Origin of the sequence: Microbacterium sp. R86528 (genome assembly GCF_044596335.1) — a bacterium.
GTDB classification, from domain to species: domain Bacteria; phylum Actinomycetota; class Actinomycetes; order Actinomycetales; family Microbacteriaceae; genus Microbacterium; species Microbacterium marmarense.
Window position 1 is genome coordinate 1,208,099 of sequence record NZ_CP138996.1, and the last position, 19,362, is coordinate 1,227,460.

Annotated in this window: 18 protein-coding genes; 9 read left to right on the forward strand and 9 right to left on the reverse strand. The window is 63.0% G+C overall.

Annotated features, from left to right (window positions below):
• Positions 1–26: 26 nt before the first annotated feature.
• From SJY18_RS05845 to SJY18_RS05875, 7 genes are all read right to left on the reverse strand, one after another.
• Positions 27–1,319 carry a thymidine phosphorylase gene (locus SJY18_RS05845; RefSeq protein ID WP_396668693.1) on the reverse strand — a complete coding sequence of 431 codons (1,293 nt, stop codon included), beginning with the start codon at positions 1,317–1,319 and terminating at the stop codon, positions 27–29.
• Entirely contained in the window at positions 1,316–1,717 is a 402-nt protein-coding gene (locus tag SJY18_RS05850; protein ID WP_337338647.1) for a cytidine deaminase, read from the reverse strand. Before SJY18_RS05850 ends, SJY18_RS05845 begins: the two co-directional genes overlap by 4 nt.
• Before the next feature lie 3 nt (positions 1,718–1,720).
• Complete coding sequence (locus SJY18_RS05855) at positions 1,721–2,977, reverse strand: ABC transporter permease (protein ID WP_337338646.1); 1,257 nt, start codon at positions 2,975–2,977, stop codon at positions 1,721–1,723.
• 20 nt (positions 2,978–2,997) lie between these two features.
• On the reverse strand, positions 2,998–4,308 hold the full coding sequence (locus SJY18_RS05860; RefSeq protein WP_396668694.1) for an ABC transporter permease: 1,311 nt from the start codon (positions 4,306–4,308) through the stop codon (positions 2,998–3,000).
• Positions 4,305–5,822 (reverse strand): ABC transporter ATP-binding protein, encoded by a 1,518-nt coding sequence (locus SJY18_RS05865; RefSeq protein ID WP_396668695.1) that lies wholly within the window; start codon positions 5,820–5,822, stop codon positions 4,305–4,307. The genes SJY18_RS05860 and SJY18_RS05865 overlap by 4 nt, the downstream gene beginning before the upstream one ends.
• A gap of 130 nt (positions 5,823–5,952) precedes the next feature.
• The gene (locus SJY18_RS05870) at positions 5,953–7,008 is read right to left on the reverse strand and encodes a BMP family ABC transporter substrate-binding protein (protein ID WP_337338686.1); all 1,056 of its coding nucleotides are present in this window, start codon (positions 7,006–7,008) and stop codon (positions 5,953–5,955) included.
• A 214-nt stretch (positions 7,009–7,222) separates the two neighbouring features.
• Positions 7,223–8,338: a mannose-1-phosphate guanylyltransferase gene (locus SJY18_RS05875; protein WP_337338643.1), complete on the reverse strand. Its 1,116-nt coding sequence runs from the start codon at positions 8,336–8,338 to the stop codon at positions 7,223–7,225.
• A gap of 227 nt (positions 8,339–8,565) precedes the next feature.
• Between SJY18_RS05875 and sdhC the strand changes: the two genes are divergently transcribed.
• The 9 genes from sdhC (at position 8,566) to SJY18_RS05920 (ending at position 16,886) form a co-directional block, all read left to right on the forward strand.
• Positions 8,566–9,000, forward strand: coding sequence for a succinate dehydrogenase, cytochrome b556 subunit (gene sdhC, locus SJY18_RS05880; RefSeq protein WP_337338642.1), 435 nt, complete (start codon positions 8,566–8,568; stop codon positions 8,998–9,000).
• On the forward strand, positions 9,000–9,449 hold the full coding sequence (locus tag SJY18_RS05885) for a succinate dehydrogenase hydrophobic membrane anchor subunit (protein WP_337338641.1): 450 nt from the start codon (positions 9,000–9,002) through the stop codon (positions 9,447–9,449). Before sdhC ends, SJY18_RS05885 begins: the two co-directional genes overlap by 1 nt.
• A 46-nt stretch (positions 9,450–9,495) precedes the next feature.
• A complete protein-coding gene (gene sdhA, locus SJY18_RS05890) occupies positions 9,496–11,301 on the forward strand; it encodes a succinate dehydrogenase flavoprotein subunit (RefSeq protein WP_337338640.1) in 1,806 nt (601 codons plus the stop codon).
• Positions 11,301–12,089: a succinate dehydrogenase iron-sulfur subunit gene (locus SJY18_RS05895; protein WP_396668696.1), complete on the forward strand. Its 789-nt coding sequence runs from the start codon at positions 11,301–11,303 to the stop codon at positions 12,087–12,089. The genes sdhA and SJY18_RS05895 overlap by 1 nt, the downstream gene beginning before the upstream one ends.
• Before the next feature lie 68 nt (positions 12,090–12,157).
• Complete coding sequence (locus SJY18_RS05900; RefSeq protein ID WP_396668697.1) at positions 12,158–13,399, forward strand: YihY/virulence factor BrkB family protein; 1,242 nt, start codon at positions 12,158–12,160, stop codon at positions 13,397–13,399.
• Positions 13,400–13,442: 43 nt separating this feature from the next.
• The gene (locus SJY18_RS05905; protein ID WP_396668698.1) at positions 13,443–14,300 is read left to right on the forward strand and encodes an exodeoxyribonuclease III; all 858 of its coding nucleotides are present in this window, start codon (positions 13,443–13,445) and stop codon (positions 14,298–14,300) included.
• Positions 14,301–14,373: 73 nt separating this feature from the next.
• Positions 14,374–15,378, forward strand: coding sequence for a tryptophan--tRNA ligase (trpS, locus tag SJY18_RS05910; RefSeq protein WP_337338636.1), 1,005 nt, complete (start codon positions 14,374–14,376; stop codon positions 15,376–15,378).
• A gap of 34 nt (positions 15,379–15,412) precedes the next feature.
• Positions 15,413–15,976, forward strand: a complete 564-nt coding sequence (locus SJY18_RS05915; protein WP_396668699.1) for a GNAT family N-acetyltransferase — start codon at positions 15,413–15,415, stop codon at positions 15,974–15,976.
• A 37-nt stretch (positions 15,977–16,013) separates the two neighbouring features.
• Positions 16,014–16,886, forward strand: coding sequence for an Fpg/Nei family DNA glycosylase (locus tag SJY18_RS05920; protein WP_396668700.1), 873 nt, complete (start codon positions 16,014–16,016; stop codon positions 16,884–16,886).
• Positions 16,887–16,909: 23 nt separating this feature from the next.
• On the opposite strand, the gene glpK is transcribed toward SJY18_RS05920, so the two are convergent.
• A complete protein-coding gene (gene glpK, locus SJY18_RS05925) occupies positions 16,910–18,424 on the reverse strand; it encodes a glycerol kinase GlpK (RefSeq protein WP_337338633.1) in 1,515 nt (504 codons plus the stop codon).
• A 93-nt stretch (positions 18,425–18,517) separates the two neighbouring features.
• Positions 18,518–19,249, reverse strand: a complete 732-nt coding sequence (locus SJY18_RS05930) for an MIP/aquaporin family protein (protein ID WP_337338685.1) — start codon at positions 19,247–19,249, stop codon at positions 18,518–18,520.
• Positions 19,250–19,362: the final 113 nt, after the last annotated feature.

Sequence of the window (19,362 nt, forward strand, 5' to 3'; positions counted from 1 at the left end):
TAAAAGGGTGGAGGTGGGGGAATCAATCAGGCCGTGATGCGCTCGAGAACGAGCGGAGTGGATGCTGGCGCCTCGGCACCAATCTCCCACGCACCCTCAACTGCATCAAGAGCACGTTCGAAGCGTGTTCCATCTTGCCCGAGCAAGGTGAACAATGGTTGTCCGATTTCAATGCGATCGCCCGGTTTCACGTGCAGATCGATACCCGCTGCGTGCAGTACAGGGTCTTGTGCTCGCGCACGACCAGCGCCCAGTCGCCAGGCTGCGATGCCGAACGGCAGCGCTTCAAGACGCGTGACATATCCCGCCTGCGCAGCGGTGACCGTGTGGGTCTCGTTGGGGGCAGGCAGAGCTGCGTCTGGGTCACCATCTTGCGCACGAATCATCTGGCGCCACGCGTCCATGGCACGTCCATCGGCGAGGGCGGCTTCAACATCCGCATCGGGGCGACCAGCAAGCGCAAGCATTTCACGCGCCAACGCGATGGTCAGCTCGACGACGTCGGCGGGACCGCCACCGGCGAGCACCTCGACCGACTCGCGCACCTCGTTGGCGTTGCCGATCGCCAGCCCGAGCGGGGTGTTCATGTCGGTGAGCAGCGCAGTGGTTGACACCCCGGAATCGGTGCCGAGTGCCACCATCGTTCTCGCCAGCTCGCGCGCCTTGTCGACGTCGCGCATGAACGCGCCCGACCCGAACTTCACGTCGAGGACCAGCGAATCGGTGCCCTCGGCGATCTTCTTCGACATGATGCTGGATGCAATCAACGGAATCGCCTCGACGGTTCCGGTGACGTCACGCAGCGCGTAGAGCTTCTTGTCGGCGGGTGCGAGGCCAGAGCCCGCGGCGCAGATCACCGCGCCCACGTCTCGCAGCTGAGCGAACATCTCGTCGTTCGACAGCGCAGCGCGCCAACCAGGAATAGCCTCGAGCTTGTCGAGCGTGCCGCCAGTGTGGCCGAGGCCACGGCCCGAAAGCTGCGGGACCGCAACACCGAAGGCCGCCACCAGGGGCGCCAATGGCAGCGTGATCTTGTCTCCCACTCCCCCGGTGGAGTGCTTGTCGACGGTCACCTTGCCGAGGCCGGCGAAGCTCATCCGCTCACCTGAAGCGATCATCGCGTCGGTCATCACGCGAATCTCGTCGCGCTCCATGCCGTTGAGCAACACGGCCATCGCAAACGATGCCATCTGCGAATCGGCGACGTAGCCGCGAGTGTAGGCGTCGACCATCCAGCGCAATGCCGGTTCGCTGACCGCTCCGCCGTCTCGCTTCATGCGAATCACGTCAACGGCATCGAATGCCTCCACGGCCGTCATCGTGCAGCCTGCTCGAGGTCGCGCGGACCGAAGGCGTCGGGTAGCACTTCGTCGATGGTGCGAATGCCCGAGACCGTTTCAAGCAGCATTCCCGGAAGAGCGAATTCGTAGAGCAGCTGACGGCAGCGCCCGCACGGCATGATCGTCTCGCCGTTGCCGTTCACGCAGACAAAGGCAACCAGCTCGCCTCCGCCCGACATGTGCAGATCACCCACCAGCGCGCATTCCGCGCACAGGCCGACCCCATATGAGGCATTCTCGACGTTGCACCCAGTCACCACTCGTCCGTCAGAGACGAGAGCTGCCGCGCCGACCTTGTAGTGCGAGTATGGCGCGTACGCGTGCTCCATGGCTTCCGTTGCTGCGGCGCGCAGCTCGTCCCAGTCGATGGCGTTCATCCCTCAACCCTTCACATATGGCTGGCCAGCAGCCGCTGGCCCTCGAGAACGACCCACAACTCCGGCCACAACGAAGATCGTCACCACGTAGGGCAACATCAACATGAATTCGCTGGGCACAGGTGAGCCAATCACGCTGAGCGTGTTCTGCAGACTTGACGCGAATCCGAACAGCAGCGCCGCGAGGGTCGCCTTGATCGGATCCCACTGACCGAAGATCACGGCGGCGAGCGCAATGAAGCCCGCGCCAGCCGTCATCTCTTTGTTGAAGGCGATGCCGTTTCCGATGGTGAACACCGTCCCGCCGAGACCTGCGATTGCACCGGCGAGCAGCACGTTCCAGAAGCGGGTGGGGTTCACACGGATTCCCACGGTGTCTGCGGCCTGAGGGTGTTCTCCCACTGCCCGCAGGCGCAAGCCCCAACGGGTGCGTGTCATCCCGAACCACACGACCGCCACAGCGATGTACATCAGGTAGACGATGATCGTCTGGCGAAAGAACACCGGCCCGATCACGGGGATGTCGCTGAGAAGCGGAATGTTGATGCGGTCGAAGCGCGGGGGTGAATTGAGCAGCGCCGCGTTGGGTTGCAGCACCTGCGAGTAGAAGAAGCTCGTAAGCCCGACGACAAGAACGTTCAGCACCACACCGACGATGACCTGCTCGACGAGGTACTTGATCGCGAACGCGGCGAGCACGAACGCAACGAGCATGCCGGCCACCATGGCGGCGATCAGGCCGAGCACGGGGCTGCGGGTGAGAGAGGCGACCACGGCGGCGGTGAAAGCACCCGCAAGCAACTGACCTTCGATGGCGATGTTCACCACGCCCACCCGCTCGCCGATCACACCCGTCAAAGCACCGTAGATGAGCGGAATGGCGAGCGCTACCGCGCCAGCGAGCAAGCCGGTTACCGGAATCGTGGCACCGGCTGCCGCCCACGCCAGAAAGCCGTAGATCATGATGATGATGTACGCGGCGAGAAGCCAAAGCGGGGTCTTGCCTGCGCGCTGAACCAGCAGCGCAGCCAGCGCAGTGAGCACCACCAGGAGCGCGCACACCACCCACACCGTCAGGGTCACCGGCACTGTGATCTCACCCAGCTGCACCGGATCCGCAGCTGTCGACAACCGGAAGGTCGTGCTGCCCTCACGCGGTGCTACGGCGATCATCAGCGTGTACAGTGCGGCGAACACGGCGAGCGCAATCGGCGCCTTCCAGCTGCGAACTTCCGCCTTTTCAAGCGCCTGGGTAGCCATCGCGCCTTCGGTAGCCGCGGTCACTTCGTCACACCCATCATCTCGGCCTTCAGTTCTTTGGCTCGTGCCTTGTCTCGCTTGCGCTGGTCACGCTCGGGCGAGGGCAAGAAGAAGATCGTGCGCACCAGAGGCGGCGCCGCAATGAACAGAACGATCAGCGCTTGCACAACAGTCACGATCTCGATCGGCACGCCCTCGCCAGCCTGCATTGCGAAGCCACCGGCCTTGAACGCGCCGAACAGAATGCCCGCAGCGAAGGTTCCCCACGGGGTGGATCGGCCGAGCAACGCAACGGTGATCGCATCGAAGCCGATGCCCGCGTCGATGTCGGCAGAGAAACCGGTCGTGATGGTGCCGAGCACCTGGCTCACTCCCGCGAGACCAACCAGCGCACCCGCGATGAGCATGGCGTAGACGTACATGCTCTTCACGTTGATGCCGGCAACACGGGCCGCGTGTGGGTTCTCACCCACCGCCCGGAACTTGAAGCCAAGGCTCGAGCGCGAGATGATCCACCACACCAGAATCGTGGCGAGAATCGTCAAGACGAAGCCGAAATGCAGGTTGTACTGGTCACCCAGCAGCAGCGGGAACACTGCCGTGTCAGCCATCGCTGGTGTCTTCGGGTTGTTCGAGCCCGGTGCCTGCAGCAGGCCCGGGGTGCGCAGCATCCACGAGACGAAATAGAACGCGATGTAGTTCAGCATGATCGTCACGATGACTTCGTGTGCTCCGGTGCGAGCCTTCAGCAAACCGGCGATACCCGCCCACAGTGCACCAGCAGCCAATCCAGCCACCAGCGCCACGATCATGTGGATGCCCCACGGCAGATCAAGCGAGAAGGCGACCCAGCCGGCAGCTGCCGATGCCATGAGCATCTGGCCGCGGCCACCGATGTTGAACATTCCGACGCGGAAGGCGAGAGCCACACCGAGCCCCGCGGCGATCAGCGGGGTGGCGAAGGTGAGCGTCTCTGTCAGCGGTCGAATCGCGCGAGCAAATGTCGGTGCGCCGAAGTTGTAGATCGAGCCTTGGAAGAGCGCGATGTATGCGCCGGTGACCGATTGCCACACTGCGACGATCAAGTCACCAGGCCGAGCGAAGAAGTACCTCGAGGCTGCCTGCACAGTCGGGTCGGTGAATGCGATCATGATGCCGCCGACCAAGAGCGCCAGGATCACCGCGAGCACAGAGATGAGCGCGTTGCCCTGGGTGATCTTCAGAAATGTCTGATGCCACTTCGAGGGCTCGGCCGTCTCAGGCGTGGTGGACTTGCGCGCTTCGATGGGGGGATCTGGTTGTGTTCCCCCGGCGGTCAGGTCGACGCTCATGCCGCTTCCTCCCCGGTTGGGGCTTCGCCAGCCATCATCAGGCCAAGCGTTCCTCGCGCGGTGTCTCCTGGCACAATGCCAATGATTCTGCCTCGATACATCACGATGATGCGGTCAGCGAGGGCGGTGACTTCGTCAAGCTCGGTCGACACGACGATGACTGGAATACCCGAGTCACGCGTCTCAACGATGCGCTTGTGAATGAACTCGATCGAGCCGACGTCGACGCCTCGAGTGGGCTGCGCTGCGACAAACAGCGAGAGGTCGCGACTGAGCTCACGAGCCAGCACGACTTTCTGCTGGTTTCCGCCCGAGAGCGTGCCGACAGCCGCGTCGATACCCGGCGCGCGCACATCGAACTCGGTGAACTTCTCTTGAGCAAAATCGGCGATGTACCCCAGCCGAAGTCCGGCACGCTTGACGAACGGCGGGCCAGTGGTGCGATCAAGCACCAGGTTCTCGGCGATCGTCATCTTGCCGACCAGCCCGTCTTCCTTGCGGTCTTCAGGGACGAAACCCACTCCTTCATCAAGGATGCTTCGCACCGACGCGCCCACGAGTTCCTCACCATTGAGGGTGATCGATCCGCTCACGCGCTCTTGCAAGCCCACGAGCGCTTCTGTCAGCTCGGTTTGGCCGTTGCCCTGCACTCCCGCGATTGCGACGATTTCACCGGCACGCACATCGAAGCTGACGTTGTCGACGACAATCTGGTCTTTCGCGTCGACCACACGAAGGTTGTTGACCACGAGCGACCGCTCGCCCATAGCCGGTTCGCCTTTGTGCACGGTCAGCTCAACAGCGCGCCCCACCATGAGTTCGGCGAGCTCGGCATTCGTCGCGGTGGGCGATGCTTCGCCCACCACCTTCCCGAGGCGGATCACAGTGATGCGGTCGGCGACTTCTCGCACTTCGCGAAGTTTGTGGGTGATGAACACGATCGATGTGCCCGCATCTTTCAGCTGGCGCATGATCTCCATCAACTCGTCAGTCTCCTGGGGTGTGAGAACTGCCGTGGGCTCATCGAACACGAGCACCTTGGCGTCGCGAGACAGCGCCTTGATGATCTCAACCCGCTGCTGCACTCCGACGGGAAGATCTTCCACCAGAGCGTCGGGATCGACGTCGAACCCGAAGCGGGCCGAGATCTCTCGCACCCGGGTGCGGGCGGCTTCCAAATCAAGAATGCCACCGGCCTTCGTCGACTCGTGCCCCAGCATCACGTTCTCGGCGACCGTGAAAACAGGAATCAGCATGAAGTGCTGATGCACCATGCCGATGCCGGCGCGCATGGCGTCACCGGGCCCTTGGAAATTCTGTACCTTGTCTTCGAGCAGAATCACGCCCTCGTCGGCGCGATAGAGGCCGTAGAGCACGTTCATCAGGGTCGACTTGCCGGCACCGTTCTCACCGAGCAGGCAGTGAATCTCACCGGGCGCAACCACAAGATCGATGTGATCGTTGGCGACGAGACTGCCGAACCGCTTGGTGATGCCGCGGAGTTCGAGCTTCATGTTTCAGATCCTACTGAGGACGCTGCGTCAACACACGAGCCAAGCCCGAGGTCTGCCAATGCAGCGCCAAAATGAACACGCGTGTGGGGAGACCGGGAACCCGGCCTCCCCACACGCGTCACTGAATAGGTCAGCTAGCCAGGTACGACGCGACCGGAATCGATCCGTCGACGATTCCTGCGGCGATTTCGTCGAGCTCAGCCTGCAGTTCAGGTGAGACCTTGTCTTCGAAATCGTGGAACGGCGCGAGGCCGACACCGTCGTTTTCGAGCGTGCCGACAAACGGCGCCGCGTCGAACTCGCCCTGGCCGGCGGCCAGAACTGCGTCTTCAACACCGACGTCGATGCCCTTGAGGATCGAGGTCAGCAGCAGGTCGGCGACGGTCGGGTCGGTCTCGTACAGGTCAGCGTCAACACCCACGAGCGCGATTTCGCGACCCGAGTCGCGGATCACCGAAGCGGCGCTCTGGTAGATGGGACCGCCGACGGGCAGCAGCACGTCAACACCCTGGTCGACAAGACCCTGGGCTGCGTTGATGGCGTCTTGGTTGGCGGCGAAGCCACCGGTGAAGACACCGTCGGTGCCGTCCCAGCCGAGAACCTCAACCGAGGCGTCGTTTGCCTCGTTGTAGTACTCCACGCCCTGCTTGAAGCCGTCCATGAAGATCGAGACGGTCGGGAAGTTCATTCCGCCGAAGGTGCCGACCTTCTCGGCGGTCGAGTACGACGCCGCGGCGTAGCCCGCAAGGAACGCGGCCTGCGAGGTGTCGAAAACGATGGGCTTGATGTTCGGAGCGTCGGTTTCGCCGTCGAAGTCGTTGTCGACGACGTCATCGATCGAGACGTACTCGACATCGGGGTTCGCCACTGCCGACTCGCCGGCTGCCGAGGCGAGCGCAAAGCCGACCGTGATGATGACCGTGCAGTTCTGGTCGATCAGAGCGGTCAGGTTGGGTGCGAAGTCGGACTCAGAGTCGGACTGAACGGTGACGGGCTCCACGCCCAGTGCGTCAGAGGCAGCCGTCAGTCCCTCGAAGCCGAGCTGGTTGAACGACTTGTCGTCGAATCCACCTGCGTCAGAAACCATGCAGGGCTTGAAACCGTCGATCGCGGTGATGCCGCTTTCTTCGGGGGCGGCGGTTTCCTCGGGCGGTGCTTCAGAGCAGCCTGCGAGTGCGACGATCATGCCGGCGCCGATCAGGCCGCCGAGCAAACGCTTACGGGTCGAAATGGTGGTCAACTCAGCCTCCACGTGCAATGACCCGCGTACCTCGCGGGTGCTGGAGAAAAGTTACCCCGTATGACGCCGACTATGTGACGCGAAGGCCGCGAACTGGCGAATGGTTACAAAGACGCAATGTCTCAGGTCCTTGGACGCAATGTCGAGCGATCGTTGCGGGTCAGAGCACGTCTCCGCGCCCGGTGAGCTTCAGAGCGTCGACAACTCCCTTGACACGCTGCGCATGCTCGCTCGTGGTGACCAGCAGCGCGTCGGGGGTATCGACAACAACGATGTCGCGCACGCCTACCAAGCTGATCACACGGCTCGTCTGGCTGACCACGATGCCGCTGGCCGCGTCTGAGAGCACGCGGGCGTTCTCGCCGAGAATTGCGAGATCGTTCTTGCGGCCGTGAGAATTGAGCTTCGCGAGGCTGGCGAAATCGCCGACGTCGTCCCAGTCGAAGTGGCCCGGGATCACCGCGAGGTGACCTTTGGCTGCCGCCGGCTCTGCCACCGAGTAGTCGATCGCGATCTTCTTGATGGTCGGCCAGATTCGATCGACGGCGGGCCCACGAGCTTCGCGGTCGTCCCATGCGGCGGCAAGTTCCAAAAGGCTTGCGTGCAGTTCGGGCTCTTGTTCGGCGATCTCGGCAAGCAGCACATCAGCTCGCGAGATGAACATGCCCGCGTTCCACAGATACGAGCGATCGGCAAAGTAGGCCTTCGCGGTGTCCAGGTCGGGCTTCTCAACGAAACTGCCCACCAGCGCCGCTTCAGGGGCGCCGTCGATGACGAGCTCTCCGCTCTTTCTGATGTATCCGAATCCCACCGACGGTTCAGAGGGCTGGATGCCGATGGTGCAGATGTAGCCCTTGCGCGCGGTCTCTACCGCTTGACGCACTGCCCACTCGAACAGATGAGGAACGCGAATAACGTGGTCTGCAGCAAACGAGCCGATGATGACCTCAGGTTCACGGCGCACGAGAATCGCCGCCGCAAGTCCGATCGCCGCCGTCGAGTCGCGGGGCTCCGACTCGAGAATCACGTTCATGTCGGGGATGCCGGGCAGCTCGTTCTCGACGGCCGCGCGATGCGCGCGACCCGTGACTACGGCGATGCGCCCCTCGCCGGCGAGTGGCTCAAGGCGATTCCACGTGTCGCGCAGCAGCGTGTGACCCGAACCGGTCAGATCGTGCAAGAACTTCGGTGCATCCGCTCGAGACAGCGGCCACAGCCGACTGCCGATGCCGCCCGCTGGAATCACTGCATAAAAGTCATCAATCGCCGTGGCCATGGCCCCAGGGTAACGGGGGCAGATCACGTGCTCGTGCACACCGCAGAAGAATGGCGACATTTGTCTCGATGTCAAGACAAGCGAAGTTAGGCAGGCCTTCGTCGCCCGGTACGCGAAGCGGGCAATAGTATTGAACAAGCGCCCGTGTGACGCCAGGTTTCAATTGGAACCACCCTTCGGGGCATCGAACTTCGCCCCCACCATGTTTCGATCCAGGGAGGACGACCGTGTCTGCACCAGCACGCGTCATACCGTCGGTATCCGAAACCACTTCCAAGGCGCCCCGCGGCACGCTGTATCGCGGGAACGAAGGAATGTGGTCATGGGTGCTTCACCGCATCACCGGCATCGCTATCTTCTTCTTCTTGCTTGTCCACGTGTTGGACACCGCGCTGATTCGCGTGTCGCCTGAGGCCTACAACGCGGTCATCGGCACGTACAAGAACCCGCTGATGGGCGTCGGCGAGGTCGCCCTCGTTGGCGCCATCGCCTACCACGCGTACAACGGGTTGCGCATCATCGCGGTTGACTCATGGACCTGGGCAACCCGCCATCAGCGCCAGCTCTGGTGGGGTGTTCTCGGCCTCTGGGTCGTGACGATGGCTGGTTTCACACCGCGCCACCTGATCAACGTGTTCTCTGAGATGGCGGGGGGCCACTGATGAGTACAGCAATCGCTGACCCACGCGCACCGCAAGCCGCCGTTCGCCGCAAGGGCCCGAACCTCGAGAAAGCGGGCTGGATCTACATGCGCGTCTCGGGCGTCGTGCTGGTCGTGCTGATCTTCGGCCACCTTTTCGTCAACCTGATGCTCGGCGAAGGCATCCACGGCATCGACTTCGCGTTTGTGGCGGGAAAGCTCGCCTCACCGTTCTGGCAGTGGTGGGACGTTCTCATGCTCTGGTTGGCGCTCATTCATGGCGCCAACGGCATGCGCACGATCGTCAACGACTACGTCGCCACTGAGACCACGCGCCGCGTGCTGATTTGGGCCCTCTGGCTTTCCGCCGGATTCCTCATCGTGCTCGGCACGCTGGTCGTGTTCACCTTCGACCCGTGCCTCGGCCTCAGCGACACGAGCGCCGACTGGCTGCTGGAGCAGTGCGCGTAGGCGCCCGCTCCCCCGACGAGAAATCAAGAAACCGAGAGCGCCAAGAGTGACTACCGAAACGATCGACAGCTACGTCAAAGACGGCGTCCATTATCACCAGTTCGACATTGTGATCGTGGGTGCTGGCGGAGCTGGCATGCGCGCGGCTATCGAGGCTGGGCCCGGCGCGAAGACCGCTGTCATCAGCAAGCTGTACCCCACCCGCTCGCACACGGGCGCGGCGCAGGGCGGCATGGCCGCGGCGCTCGCCAACGTTGAAGAAGACTCATGGGAGTGGCACACGTTCGACACCGTCAAGGGTGGCGACTACCTCGTCGACCAGGATGCTGCCGAGATCCTCGCGAAAGAGGCGATCGATGCGGTCATCGACCTCGAGAACATGGGCCTGCCGTTCAACCGCACGCCCGAGGGGAAGATCGACCAGCGCCGCTTCGGCGGTCACACCGCAGATCATGGCAAGACGCCGGTTCGTCGCGCGTGCTACGCGGCTGACCGCACCGGCCACATGATTCTGCAGACGCTGTTCCAGAACTGCGTCAAGCTCGGCATCAACTTCTTCAACGAGTTCTACGTGCTCGATGTGCTCACCGTGGATAAAGCAGACGGCTCGAAAGAGGTCGCGGGAGTCGTCGCCTATGAGCTCGCCACCGGAGAATTGCACGTCTTCCAGTCCAAGGCGATCATCTTCGCCACCGGCGGTTTCGGCAAGATCTTCAAGACCACCTCGAACGCTCACACCCTCACCGGCGACGGCGTCGGCATTCTGTGGCGCAAGGGCTTGCCGCTCGAAGACATGGAGTTCTTCCAGTTCCACCCGACCGGGCTCGCCGGACTCGGCATCTTGTTGACCGAGGGTGCCCGAGGTGAAGGTGCCATTCTGCGCAACGCCTCAGGCGAGCGCTTCATGGAGCGCTACGCCCCCACCATCAAAGACCTCGCACCGCGCGACATCGTCAGCCGCTGCATGGTGCAAGAGGTCGCCGAAGGCCGCGGCGGCGGCCCACACAAGGACTACGTCTTTCTCGACTGCACCCACCTCGGTGCCGAGGTGCTCGAAACCAAGCTCCCCGACATCACCGAGTTTGCGCGCACCTATCTCGGCGTCGACCCTGTCGTCGAGCCCGTGCCCGTCATGCCGACCGCGCACTACGCGATGGGCGGCATCCCGACGAACAACGACGCCCAGGTGCTGAGCAACAACACCACCATCGTCCCGGGTCTGTACGCCGCCGGTGAGTGCGCGTGCGTCTCGGTGCACGGCTCCAACCGCCTCGGCACCAACTCGCTGCTCGACATCAACGTGTTCGGCAAGCGCGCGGGCAAGAACGCCGTGGAATACGTTCAGACGGCTGAGTTCGTCGACCTGCCCGAAGACCCGGCAAAAGAGGTGCGCACTCTCATCGAGGGCTTGCGCAACAACCAAGGCACCGAACGCATCGCCGTGCTTCGCAAGACGCTGCAAGACGAGATGGACCGCAAAGCCCAGGTGTTCCGCACCGACGAGTCACTCGGCGAAGTGATGACGGTGATTCAAGAACTGCGCGAGCGCTTCAAGAACATCCACGTCGATGACAAGGGCAAGCGCTTCAACACCGACCTGCTCGAAGCTGTCGAACTTGGCTTCCTGCTCGACATCGCCGAGGTCGTCTGCGTGACCGCCCGCAACCGCAAAGAGAGCCGCGGCGGACATATGCGCGACGACTACCCCAAGCGCGACGACGAGAACTACATGCAGCACACGATGGCGTACCTGTCGGGCGATGCGCAGTCATCGCACCCCGAAGACCATATTCGTTTGGACTGGAAACCCGTCGTGGTTACCCGCTACCAGCCGATGGAGAGGAAGTACTGATGACGTCGCTCGCGGCAGTCGATGCGCCCGAAACTTCGGCGCAAGAGTCTGAGACTCCGGCAGACACCGGCATCCAGTCGTTTCTGATCACCTTCATCATCCGACGCTTCGACCCCGAGGTGGACGAAGAGCCGCGCTGGGTTGACTACGACGTCGAGCTGTACGCCACAGACCGCGTGCTCGATGCGCTGCACAAGATCAAGTGGGAAGTCGACGGCTCGCTCACGTTCCGTCGCTCGTGCGCTCACGGCATCTGCGGCTCTGACGCGATGCGCATCAACGGTCGCAACCGTCTCGCGTGCAAGACGCTCATCAAAGACCTCGACATCTCGAAGCCCATCTACGTGGAGGCCATCAAGGGCTTGCCGTTGGAGAAGGACCTCGTCGTCGATATGGAGCCGTTCTTCGCGTCATTCCGCGAGGTGCAGCCGTTCCTCATCGCCAACTCGACGCCCGAAAAGGGCAAGGAGCGGGTGCAGACGATCGCGGATCGCGAGATCTTCGACGACACCACCAAGTGCATCCTCTGCGCCGCGTGCACCTCATCGTGCCCGGTGTTCTGGACCGACGGGCAGTACTTCGGCCCCGCCGCTATCGTCAACGCCCACCGCTTCATCTTCGACTCGCGCGACGATGCTGGCGATGTGCGACTCGACATCCTCAATGACAAAGAGGGCGTATGGCGCTGCCGCACCACCTTCAACTGCACCGAGGCATGCCCGCGCGGCATTGAAGTGACCAAGGCTATCGCTGAGGTAAAGCAGGCTGTGCTCCGCGGCAAGGCCTGAGGTCCTGTCGACGCAGGTTGCGGGGCGTTTGCGTCTCGCCGATGCGAATCGCTCGGTACTCTGACGTGGTGAGCAAAAGAGTGGCTGCCGACGACCATAACGCCAAACGGTCGATTGCCGAAGCAGCGGCGCGCGAAGAAGAGACGCTGCGCGCGCGGTGGGAGGCAACTCAAGCATCGCTGCGGGTGAGGTTTGATGAGCCGATCTCGCGAGCAACGAGGCTGACGCAGCAAACTCTCGCGTGGTTTCCGGTGCGCGTGTGGCGCCACTTTCTGCAGCGAAATGGCTTTCTTCTCGCCGCCGGTGTGAGTTACCAAGCCCTGTTCGCGATCTTCGCGGCGATTTACGTGGCCTTCGCTATCGCGGGAATCTGGCTCGGTGGCAGCCCAGAGTCAGTCCAAGCCATGATCGACTTGATCAACGGCTACATTCCGGGACTGATCGCACCCACCGGCGGCATTGTGACCCCCGATCAGGTACAAGAAATCGCCGCCCAGACGGCCGGCGTACTCGGCGTCACCGGCTTGATCGCGCTGGGTACCGTCATCTGGACCGCGATCGGCTGGGTCACATTTTCCCGACGCGCGGTTCGGGACATCTTCGGACTCGATCCCGATCGTCGAAACTACTTCGCGCTGAAAGCCCGTGACCTTCTCGGCGCCGTCGTGTTCGGTGCCGCGCTCGTCGCTGGAGCGGTCGCAAGCCAGGCAGCCACGTGGGGCTTGGGTCTGGTCTTCTCCATGGCTGACTGGAGCACGAACTCTCCGCTGTACAACGGCATTGCGCGCGTCGCAGCTGCTTTGGTCTCTTTTGCCATCAACTCGGCCGCTCTCGCGGCCATGTTCAAATACCTCACCGGCACGACACTGCGTTGGCGCAGAGCATGGCCCGGCGCCCTCGTCGGCGGCGCTGCACTCACGGTGCTGCTTCTCGGCGCCGGCCTGCTGCTCGGCTACACGCCGTCGAATCCGTTGCTCGCGACCTTCGCTATTTTCATCGGTCTGCTGCTGTGGTTCCGGCTGAACGGCATCGTGATTCTGGTGGCGGCCGCGTGGGTCGCGGTGGCCACCGCAGATCGAAACGTCGCTCTGGTGCCGCAGACCGCTGAAGACCGCGCGCGCGCTGAGCACGAAGCACTGCTCGTTGCCGCCCACGTACGCGTGCGCACCGCGGTGAGCGCACTCGACGCCGCGCCCTGGTACCGCAAGCCCTCGGCCGAACGTGCCATCCGAGCGGCACGACGGGAGCTCTCCGAAGTCGAGGCCTCAGCTCCGCCTGTCGCGGGCAAGCCCGGAACACTGTTCGAATAGGCGCCACCGTCGGGTGTCGATGCCGCCGGTTAGGCTAGCGGGCGTGTCTCGTCGAGTTCGTATTGCCTCAGTCAACGTCAATGGTGTTCGCGCCGCCGCCCGAAAGGGCATGCTCGAATGGCTCGAGAACGCCGACGTCGACATCCTCACGCTGCAAGAAGTTCGCGCCCCAGAAGCTGAGCTGCGCCTGGCGCTCCCGGGTTGGGAGATCGTGAACGACGAAGCGCTCGCCAAAGGTCGCGCCGGCGTCGCCATCGCGTCACGTCTGCCAGCTGCGAGCGTGCGAAAGGTACTGGCTCCCGAACCCGTCGACGCCACTGGCCGCTGGGTTGAGGCTTCGTTCGACATTGACGGAGAGACGCTCACCGTCATCAGCGCCTACGTGCACAGTGGCGAGGTCGGCACCGCAAAGCAAGATGCGAAGTGGGGCTTTCTTGACGCGATGCAAGAACGGATGCCGCAGATCGCAGCCGAAACGCCGCTGACCGTCGTCACTGGTGACATCAACGTCGGCCATCGCGAACTCGACATTCGAAACTGGAAGGCCAACAGCAAGAAGGCAGGCTTCCTTCCGCGTGAGCGCGCCTACCTCGATCGAATGCTGGGCGAGTTGGGTGAACCGGTCAGCTGCGCCGACGGCACCGTGGGAGTCGGCATGGGGTGGGTTGATATCGGGAGACGCCACCACGGTGAGGTTGATGGTCCGTACACGTTCTGGTCGATGCGCGGGCGTGCCTTCGACAACGACACGGGCTGGCGCATCGACTACCACCTGGCGACCGCGCCGCTCGCGGAGCGCGCCTCCAACTACACCGTCGTGCGAGCCGACTCCTGGGACACCCGCTGGAGCGACCACTCACCAGTGATCGTCGACTACGCACTCGGAACCACCGCTGGCTGACAGCCCACGCGACGACCCCCCGCGCCCGCTTCGCTCGTGCGGGCGCAGCATCCATCGCCCGTAGGATTGACGGGTGAACAAACCGCGCCTCTATTCCGGAATGCAGCCCTCTGCCGACTCTTTGCAGGTCGGCAACTACATCGGCGCGCTCATGCAGTGGCGCGATATGCAGCAGTCCTACGACGCGTTCTTCTCGGTTGTCGATCTGCACGCCCTCACCACCCCCAACGATCCGGCCGAGCTGCGCGAGAAGACGCGCCGCACGGCCGCGCAGTACATCGCCGCTGGCATCGAGCCCTCGAAGTCGACCCTCTACGTGCAGTCGCACGTTTCGGCCCACGCAGAGCTCGCGTGGGTGCTTTCGACCGTGACCGGTTTCGGTGAAGCCGGCCGCATGACCCAGTTCAAAGACAAGTCGACACGCTACGGCAGCGATGTCACCTCGGTGGGCCTGTTCACCTACCCGGTGCTGATGGCTGCCGACATTCTGCTTTACCAGACTGACCTCGTCCCGGTCGGTGACGACCAGAAGCAGCACGTCGAGCTCACGCGCGATATCGCAGAGCGTTTCAACAGCCGCTACGGCCAGACATTTCGCGTGCCGACTCCCGTGATCCAGCAAGACACCGCCCGCATCTATGATCTGCAGAACCCCACGGCCAAGATGTCGAAGTCTGCCGAGTCCGACGCGGGTGTGCTCTGGCTGCTTGACGACCCGGCGAAGAGCGCGAAGAAGGTCATGCGCGCTGTCACCGACAGCGAGGGTTCGGTTCGATACGACCGAGAGAACAAGCCCGGTGTGTCGAACCTGCTCGTCATCTATGCGGCGCTTTCGGGTCGCCAGATCCCCGCGATCGAAGACGAATATGCCGGTCGCGGCTATGGCGACTTCAAGAAGGGTCTCGCCGAGGTCGTGGTGAACGAGTTCGGCCCCGTGCGCGAACGAGCCCTCGAACTGCTTGACGATCCCGCAGAACTCGACCGCGTGCTGGCGCACAACGCGACCAAAGCCGAGACCGTCGCGAATAAGACTCTTGGCGACGTCTACGACAAAGTCGGCCTGCTCCGCCGCAAGTAGCGGCCTCACGCCACCGCTCACGTAAAGTATCCGAATGCAACCCGTCGTGCTGCGCACCCCGCGCCTCACACTCGCCGCGCCGACCGAAGCCGATATCGAGGCGATCTACCAAGCCTGTCAAGACCCCGAGATTCCACGATGGACGACCGTGCCGAGCCCGTATGCTCGCTCCGACGCCGAGGACTTCGTCGCCAAGACCGCTGAGTGGTGGCTCGCCGACAGCGAGTACACCTGGGCTATTCACCATGAAGGCATGCTCGCGGGAGTGATCGGCATGTACCGCATGGTGCGAGCGGGATCTGGCGAGATCGGCTTCTGGATGTCACCGTCGTCGCGCGGCAAAGGCATTCTCACCGAAGCGGCGCGCGCGGTCATTGACTTCGGCTTCTCTGATGCTGTCAGCCTCAAGCGCATCGAGTGGCGCGCGGTGGTTGGCAACATCGCTTCGGCCAAGACGGCACGAGGACTGGGTTTTCAGTTCGAGGGGATGCTGCGCCAAGCCCTGGCGAGCCCTCGGGGCCGAGACGACGGCTGGGTTGCAGGCTTGTTGTCGAGCGATGACCGTGCCCCCAAGGCATGGCCTGTTCTCGAGGACTAGCTGCCCGTACGATCCGCCAGCGTGCCAAAATGGGCACATGCCGGAGATGCCGGAAGTTCAGGGGCTCGTTGCCTTTCTGCAGAGCCGCATTGTCGGCGTGAGCGTGACAAGCGTGGCGGTGGCGAACATCGCTGCGCTCAAGACCTTCGATCCACCAATCGAAACTCTCATCGGTGCCACGATTACGGGCGTTGAGCGTCACGGCAAGTTCATTGACGTGCACACGCAGACTCCGGATGCAGCCCCGCACCTCATCTTCCACCTCGCCAAGGCGGGCTGGCTGCGCTGGTACGACACGCTCCCCCAAACCATCATTCGTCCTGGCAAGACGCCGATCGCGCTGCGCATTGCGCTTTCTGACGGCTCAGGATTCGATCTCACCGAAGCTGGCACTAAAAAATCTCTGGCGTTCTACGTCGCTCGCAGCTCTGTCGATGTCGCGGGCATCGAGCGGTTGGGTCCCGATCCGCTCGATGCCCGTTTCACCCGCGCCACGCTCGCACAGATCGTGGCGGGCCGCCGCACCCAGATCAAAGGCGTGCTGCGCGACCAGTCGATCATCGCGGGGATCGGCAACGCCTATTCCGACGAGATTCTGCACGTGGCGAAGATGTCACCGTATGCGCTTGCCACCAATCTCGGCGATGACGAGATCGACAATCTGTTCGCCGCGCTCACCGCCACCCTCACCGAGGCCGTCGCGGCAGCATCCACCAAGCCTCCCGCCGCGCTCAAAGATGCCAAGCGGCGCGGAATGCGCGTGCACGGGCGCCGCGGCGAAAGCTGCCCCGAGTGCGGTGACACCGTTCGCAGTGTTTTCTTCGCCGACAACTCACTGGAATACTGCGCGACCTGCCAGACCGGCGGCAAAGTGCTCGCTGACCGCAGACTCTCGCGACTGCTCAAGTAGCGCAGCGCCCCGCACGGGGCGGTTTACTCCACATCGTCGTCGACCCAGTCCAAGGTCTTGGTGACGGCCTTTTTCCAGTTGCGCAGCAGTCGTCCTCGCTCCGCGTCGTCCATCGCCGGAGTCCAGCGCTTGTCTTCGACCCAGTTGTCGATGACATCCTGCTCACCCTGCCAGAAACCGACAGCGATACCCGCAGCGTAGGCGGCGCCCAACGCGGTGGTCTCGGCGACCTTCGGGCGCACGACGTCGACGCCGAGAAGGTCTGCCTGAAACTGCATGAGCACGTCGTTGGCTACCATGCCGCCGTCTACCTTGAGCTCGGTGAGGTTCACCCCCGAATCGGCGTTCATCGCTTCAAGCACTTCGGCCGATTGAAACGCTGTGGCCTCGAGCGAGGCGCGGGCGATGTGGCCGATGTTGACGAACCGGGTGAGGCCCACAAGGGCACCGCGAGCGTCGCTGCGCCAGTGCGGTGCGAACAGACCAGAGAACGCCGGCACGAAGTACGCCCCGCCGTTGTCTTCGACCGTCGCGGCGAGCTTCTCGATTTCGGGCGCCGCAGAGATCACCTTGAGGTTGTCACGCAGCCACTGCACGAGCGATCCTGACACCGCGATTGATCCCTCTAGTGCGTACACTGCGGGCTGGTCGCCGATCTTGTAGCAAACGGTGGTGAGCAGACCGTTCTCGCTCGGTACGATCTCGGTGCCGGTGTTGAGCAACATGAAATTGCCGGTGCCGTACGTGTTCTTGGCCATGCCGACTTCGAAACACGCCTGCCCGAACGTGGCAGCCTGCTGGTCGCCGAGAATGCCCGCGATCGGCACCTTGGGCAGCATTCCCTTGGGGCGGCCTTCGCCGTAGACCTCGGACGACGACCGGATCTCGGGAAGCATCGACAGCGGAATTCCCATGTCAGCGGCGATATCCTCGTTCCAGGTGAGCGTATCGAGGTTCATCAGCAGGGTGCGCGACGCGTTCGTGACATCGGTGATGTGCACTCCGCCTTGCGTGCCGCCGGTCATGTTCCACAACACCCACGTGTCGATCGTTCCCATGAGCAGGTCACCGGCTTCGGCTGATTCTTTTGCGCCGTCGACGTTCTCGAGGATCCAGGTGACCTTCGGGCCCGCGAAGTAGGTCGCGAGCGGCAGGCCGACCTTCGCCTTGTACTTGTCGGCGCCTTCATCGCCGCCGAGGCGATCACAGATCTTCTGCGTGCGAGTGTCTTGCCAGACGATGGCGTTGTAGACGGCCTTGCCGGTGTTCTTGTCCCAAACCACCGCGGTCTCACGCTGGTTGGTGATGCCCACCGCGGCAATATCGGTCGACTGCAGGCTCGCCTTTCCTAGCGCGGAGCCGACCACATCGCGAACGTTGGTCCAGATCTCAGCCGGGTCGTGCTCGACCCAGCCTGCTTTGGGAAAGATCTGCTCGTGCTCCTTCTGCCCGGAAGCGACGATGTTTCCTGTCTTGTCGAAGATGATCGCGCGAGAACTGGTGGTTCCCTGGTCGATGGAGAGTACGTAGTCGGCCACGATGTTTCCTTTCACTGCGTTGTGTGGGGTGGAGTAATTGTGCGGGTGGGATGTTCTGTGGGGATGAAGGAGTCGTTGGTTCAGATCGACAGATCAGGCGACGAGAGCGGCGCCAGCGATGCCGCCGATCACACCTCCCACGAGGGGGCCGACGATCGGCACCCACGAATAGCCCCAGTCTGAGGTGCCCTTGCCCTTGATCGGCAACACGGCATGGATGATTCGCGGTCCGAGATCGCGGGCTGGGTTGATCGCATAGCCGGTCGGGCCACCGAGGCTCGCGCCGATGCCGACCACCAATAGCGCAACGGCGAGAGGCCCGAGTCCGGATGGCGTACTGCCGAACGCGATGACGGTGAACACGAGCACGAAAGTGCCGACGATCTCGGTGAGGAGGTTCCATCCGTACGAACGGATGGCCGGGCCGGTCGAGAACACTGCGAGTTTTGCGCCGGCGTCGTCTTCGGCATCGAAGTGCTGCTTGTAGACGAGATAGACCAGCACCGCACCCGCCATCGCGCCGAGCACCTGCGCCACGATGTAGATGAGCGCGTTCAGCGGTGTGGCGGGAATCGCAGCGAGTCCAAGCTCGGGATTGCCCGCGAAGAAGTCGTTGCCGCTGGCCCAGAGACCCACCGTCACAGCGGGATTGATATGCGCGCCGGATTTGAATGCCGCATACACACCGACGAACACACCGAGACCCCAACCGAAGTTGATCAACAGCCATCCGCCGCCGAAGCCCTTCGTGCCTTTCAGCACGACGTTGGCGACGACGCCGCCACCGAGCAGGATGAGTAGTGCGGTACCCACAAACTCGGACATGAATATGGTGCTCACAAAAGACCTCTCTTCACTTCATTGTGATGGTGACACTGGCGCGCCACCAGGGTTTGGTGCGGATCAACGTCTCCCCCACCGGGAAGGCGTTGATCCGC

Bases quoted from the DNA above. Each gene is read 5' to 3' on its own strand.
- SJY18_RS05855 (WP_337338646.1), bottom strand. From the start codon at position 2,977: ATGGCTACCCAGGCGCTTGAAAAGGCGGAAGTTCGCAGCTGGAAGGCG.
- SJY18_RS05870 (WP_337338686.1), bottom strand. From the start codon at position 7,008: ATGATCGTCGCACTCGCAGGCTGCTCTGAAGCACCGCCCGAGGAAACC.
- SJY18_RS05915 (WP_396668699.1), top strand. From the start codon at position 15,413: ATGCAACCCGTCGTGCTGCGCACCCCGCGCCTCACACTCGCCGCGCCG.
- SJY18_RS05885 (WP_337338641.1), top strand. From the start codon at position 9,000: ATGAGTACAGCAATCGCTGACCCACGCGCACCGCAAGCCGCCGTTCGC.
- SJY18_RS05930 (WP_337338685.1), bottom strand. From the start codon at position 19,249: ATGTCCGAGTTTGTGGGTACCGCACTACTCATCCTGCTCGGTGGCGGC.
- SJY18_RS05860 (WP_396668694.1), bottom strand. From the start codon at position 4,308: ATGAGCGTCGACCTGACCGCCGGGGGAACACAACCAGATCCCCCCATC.
- SJY18_RS05865 (WP_396668695.1), bottom strand. From the start codon at position 5,822: ATGAAGCTCGAACTCCGCGGCATCACCAAGCGGTTCGGCAGTCTCGTC.
- SJY18_RS05850 (WP_337338647.1), bottom strand. From the start codon at position 1,717: ATGAACGCCATCGACTGGGACGAGCTGCGCGCCGCAGCAACGGAAGCC.
- SJY18_RS05920 (WP_396668700.1), top strand. From the start codon at position 16,014: ATGCCGGAGATGCCGGAAGTTCAGGGGCTCGTTGCCTTTCTGCAGAGC.
- SJY18_RS05875 (WP_337338643.1), bottom strand. From the start codon at position 8,338: ATGGCCACGGCGATTGATGACTTTTATGCAGTGATTCCAGCGGGCGGC.
- SJY18_RS05845 (WP_396668693.1), bottom strand. From the start codon at position 1,319: ATGACGGCCGTGGAGGCATTCGATGCCGTTGACGTGATTCGCATGAAG.
- SJY18_RS05895 (WP_396668696.1), top strand. From the start codon at position 11,301: ATGACGTCGCTCGCGGCAGTCGATGCGCCCGAAACTTCGGCGCAAGAG.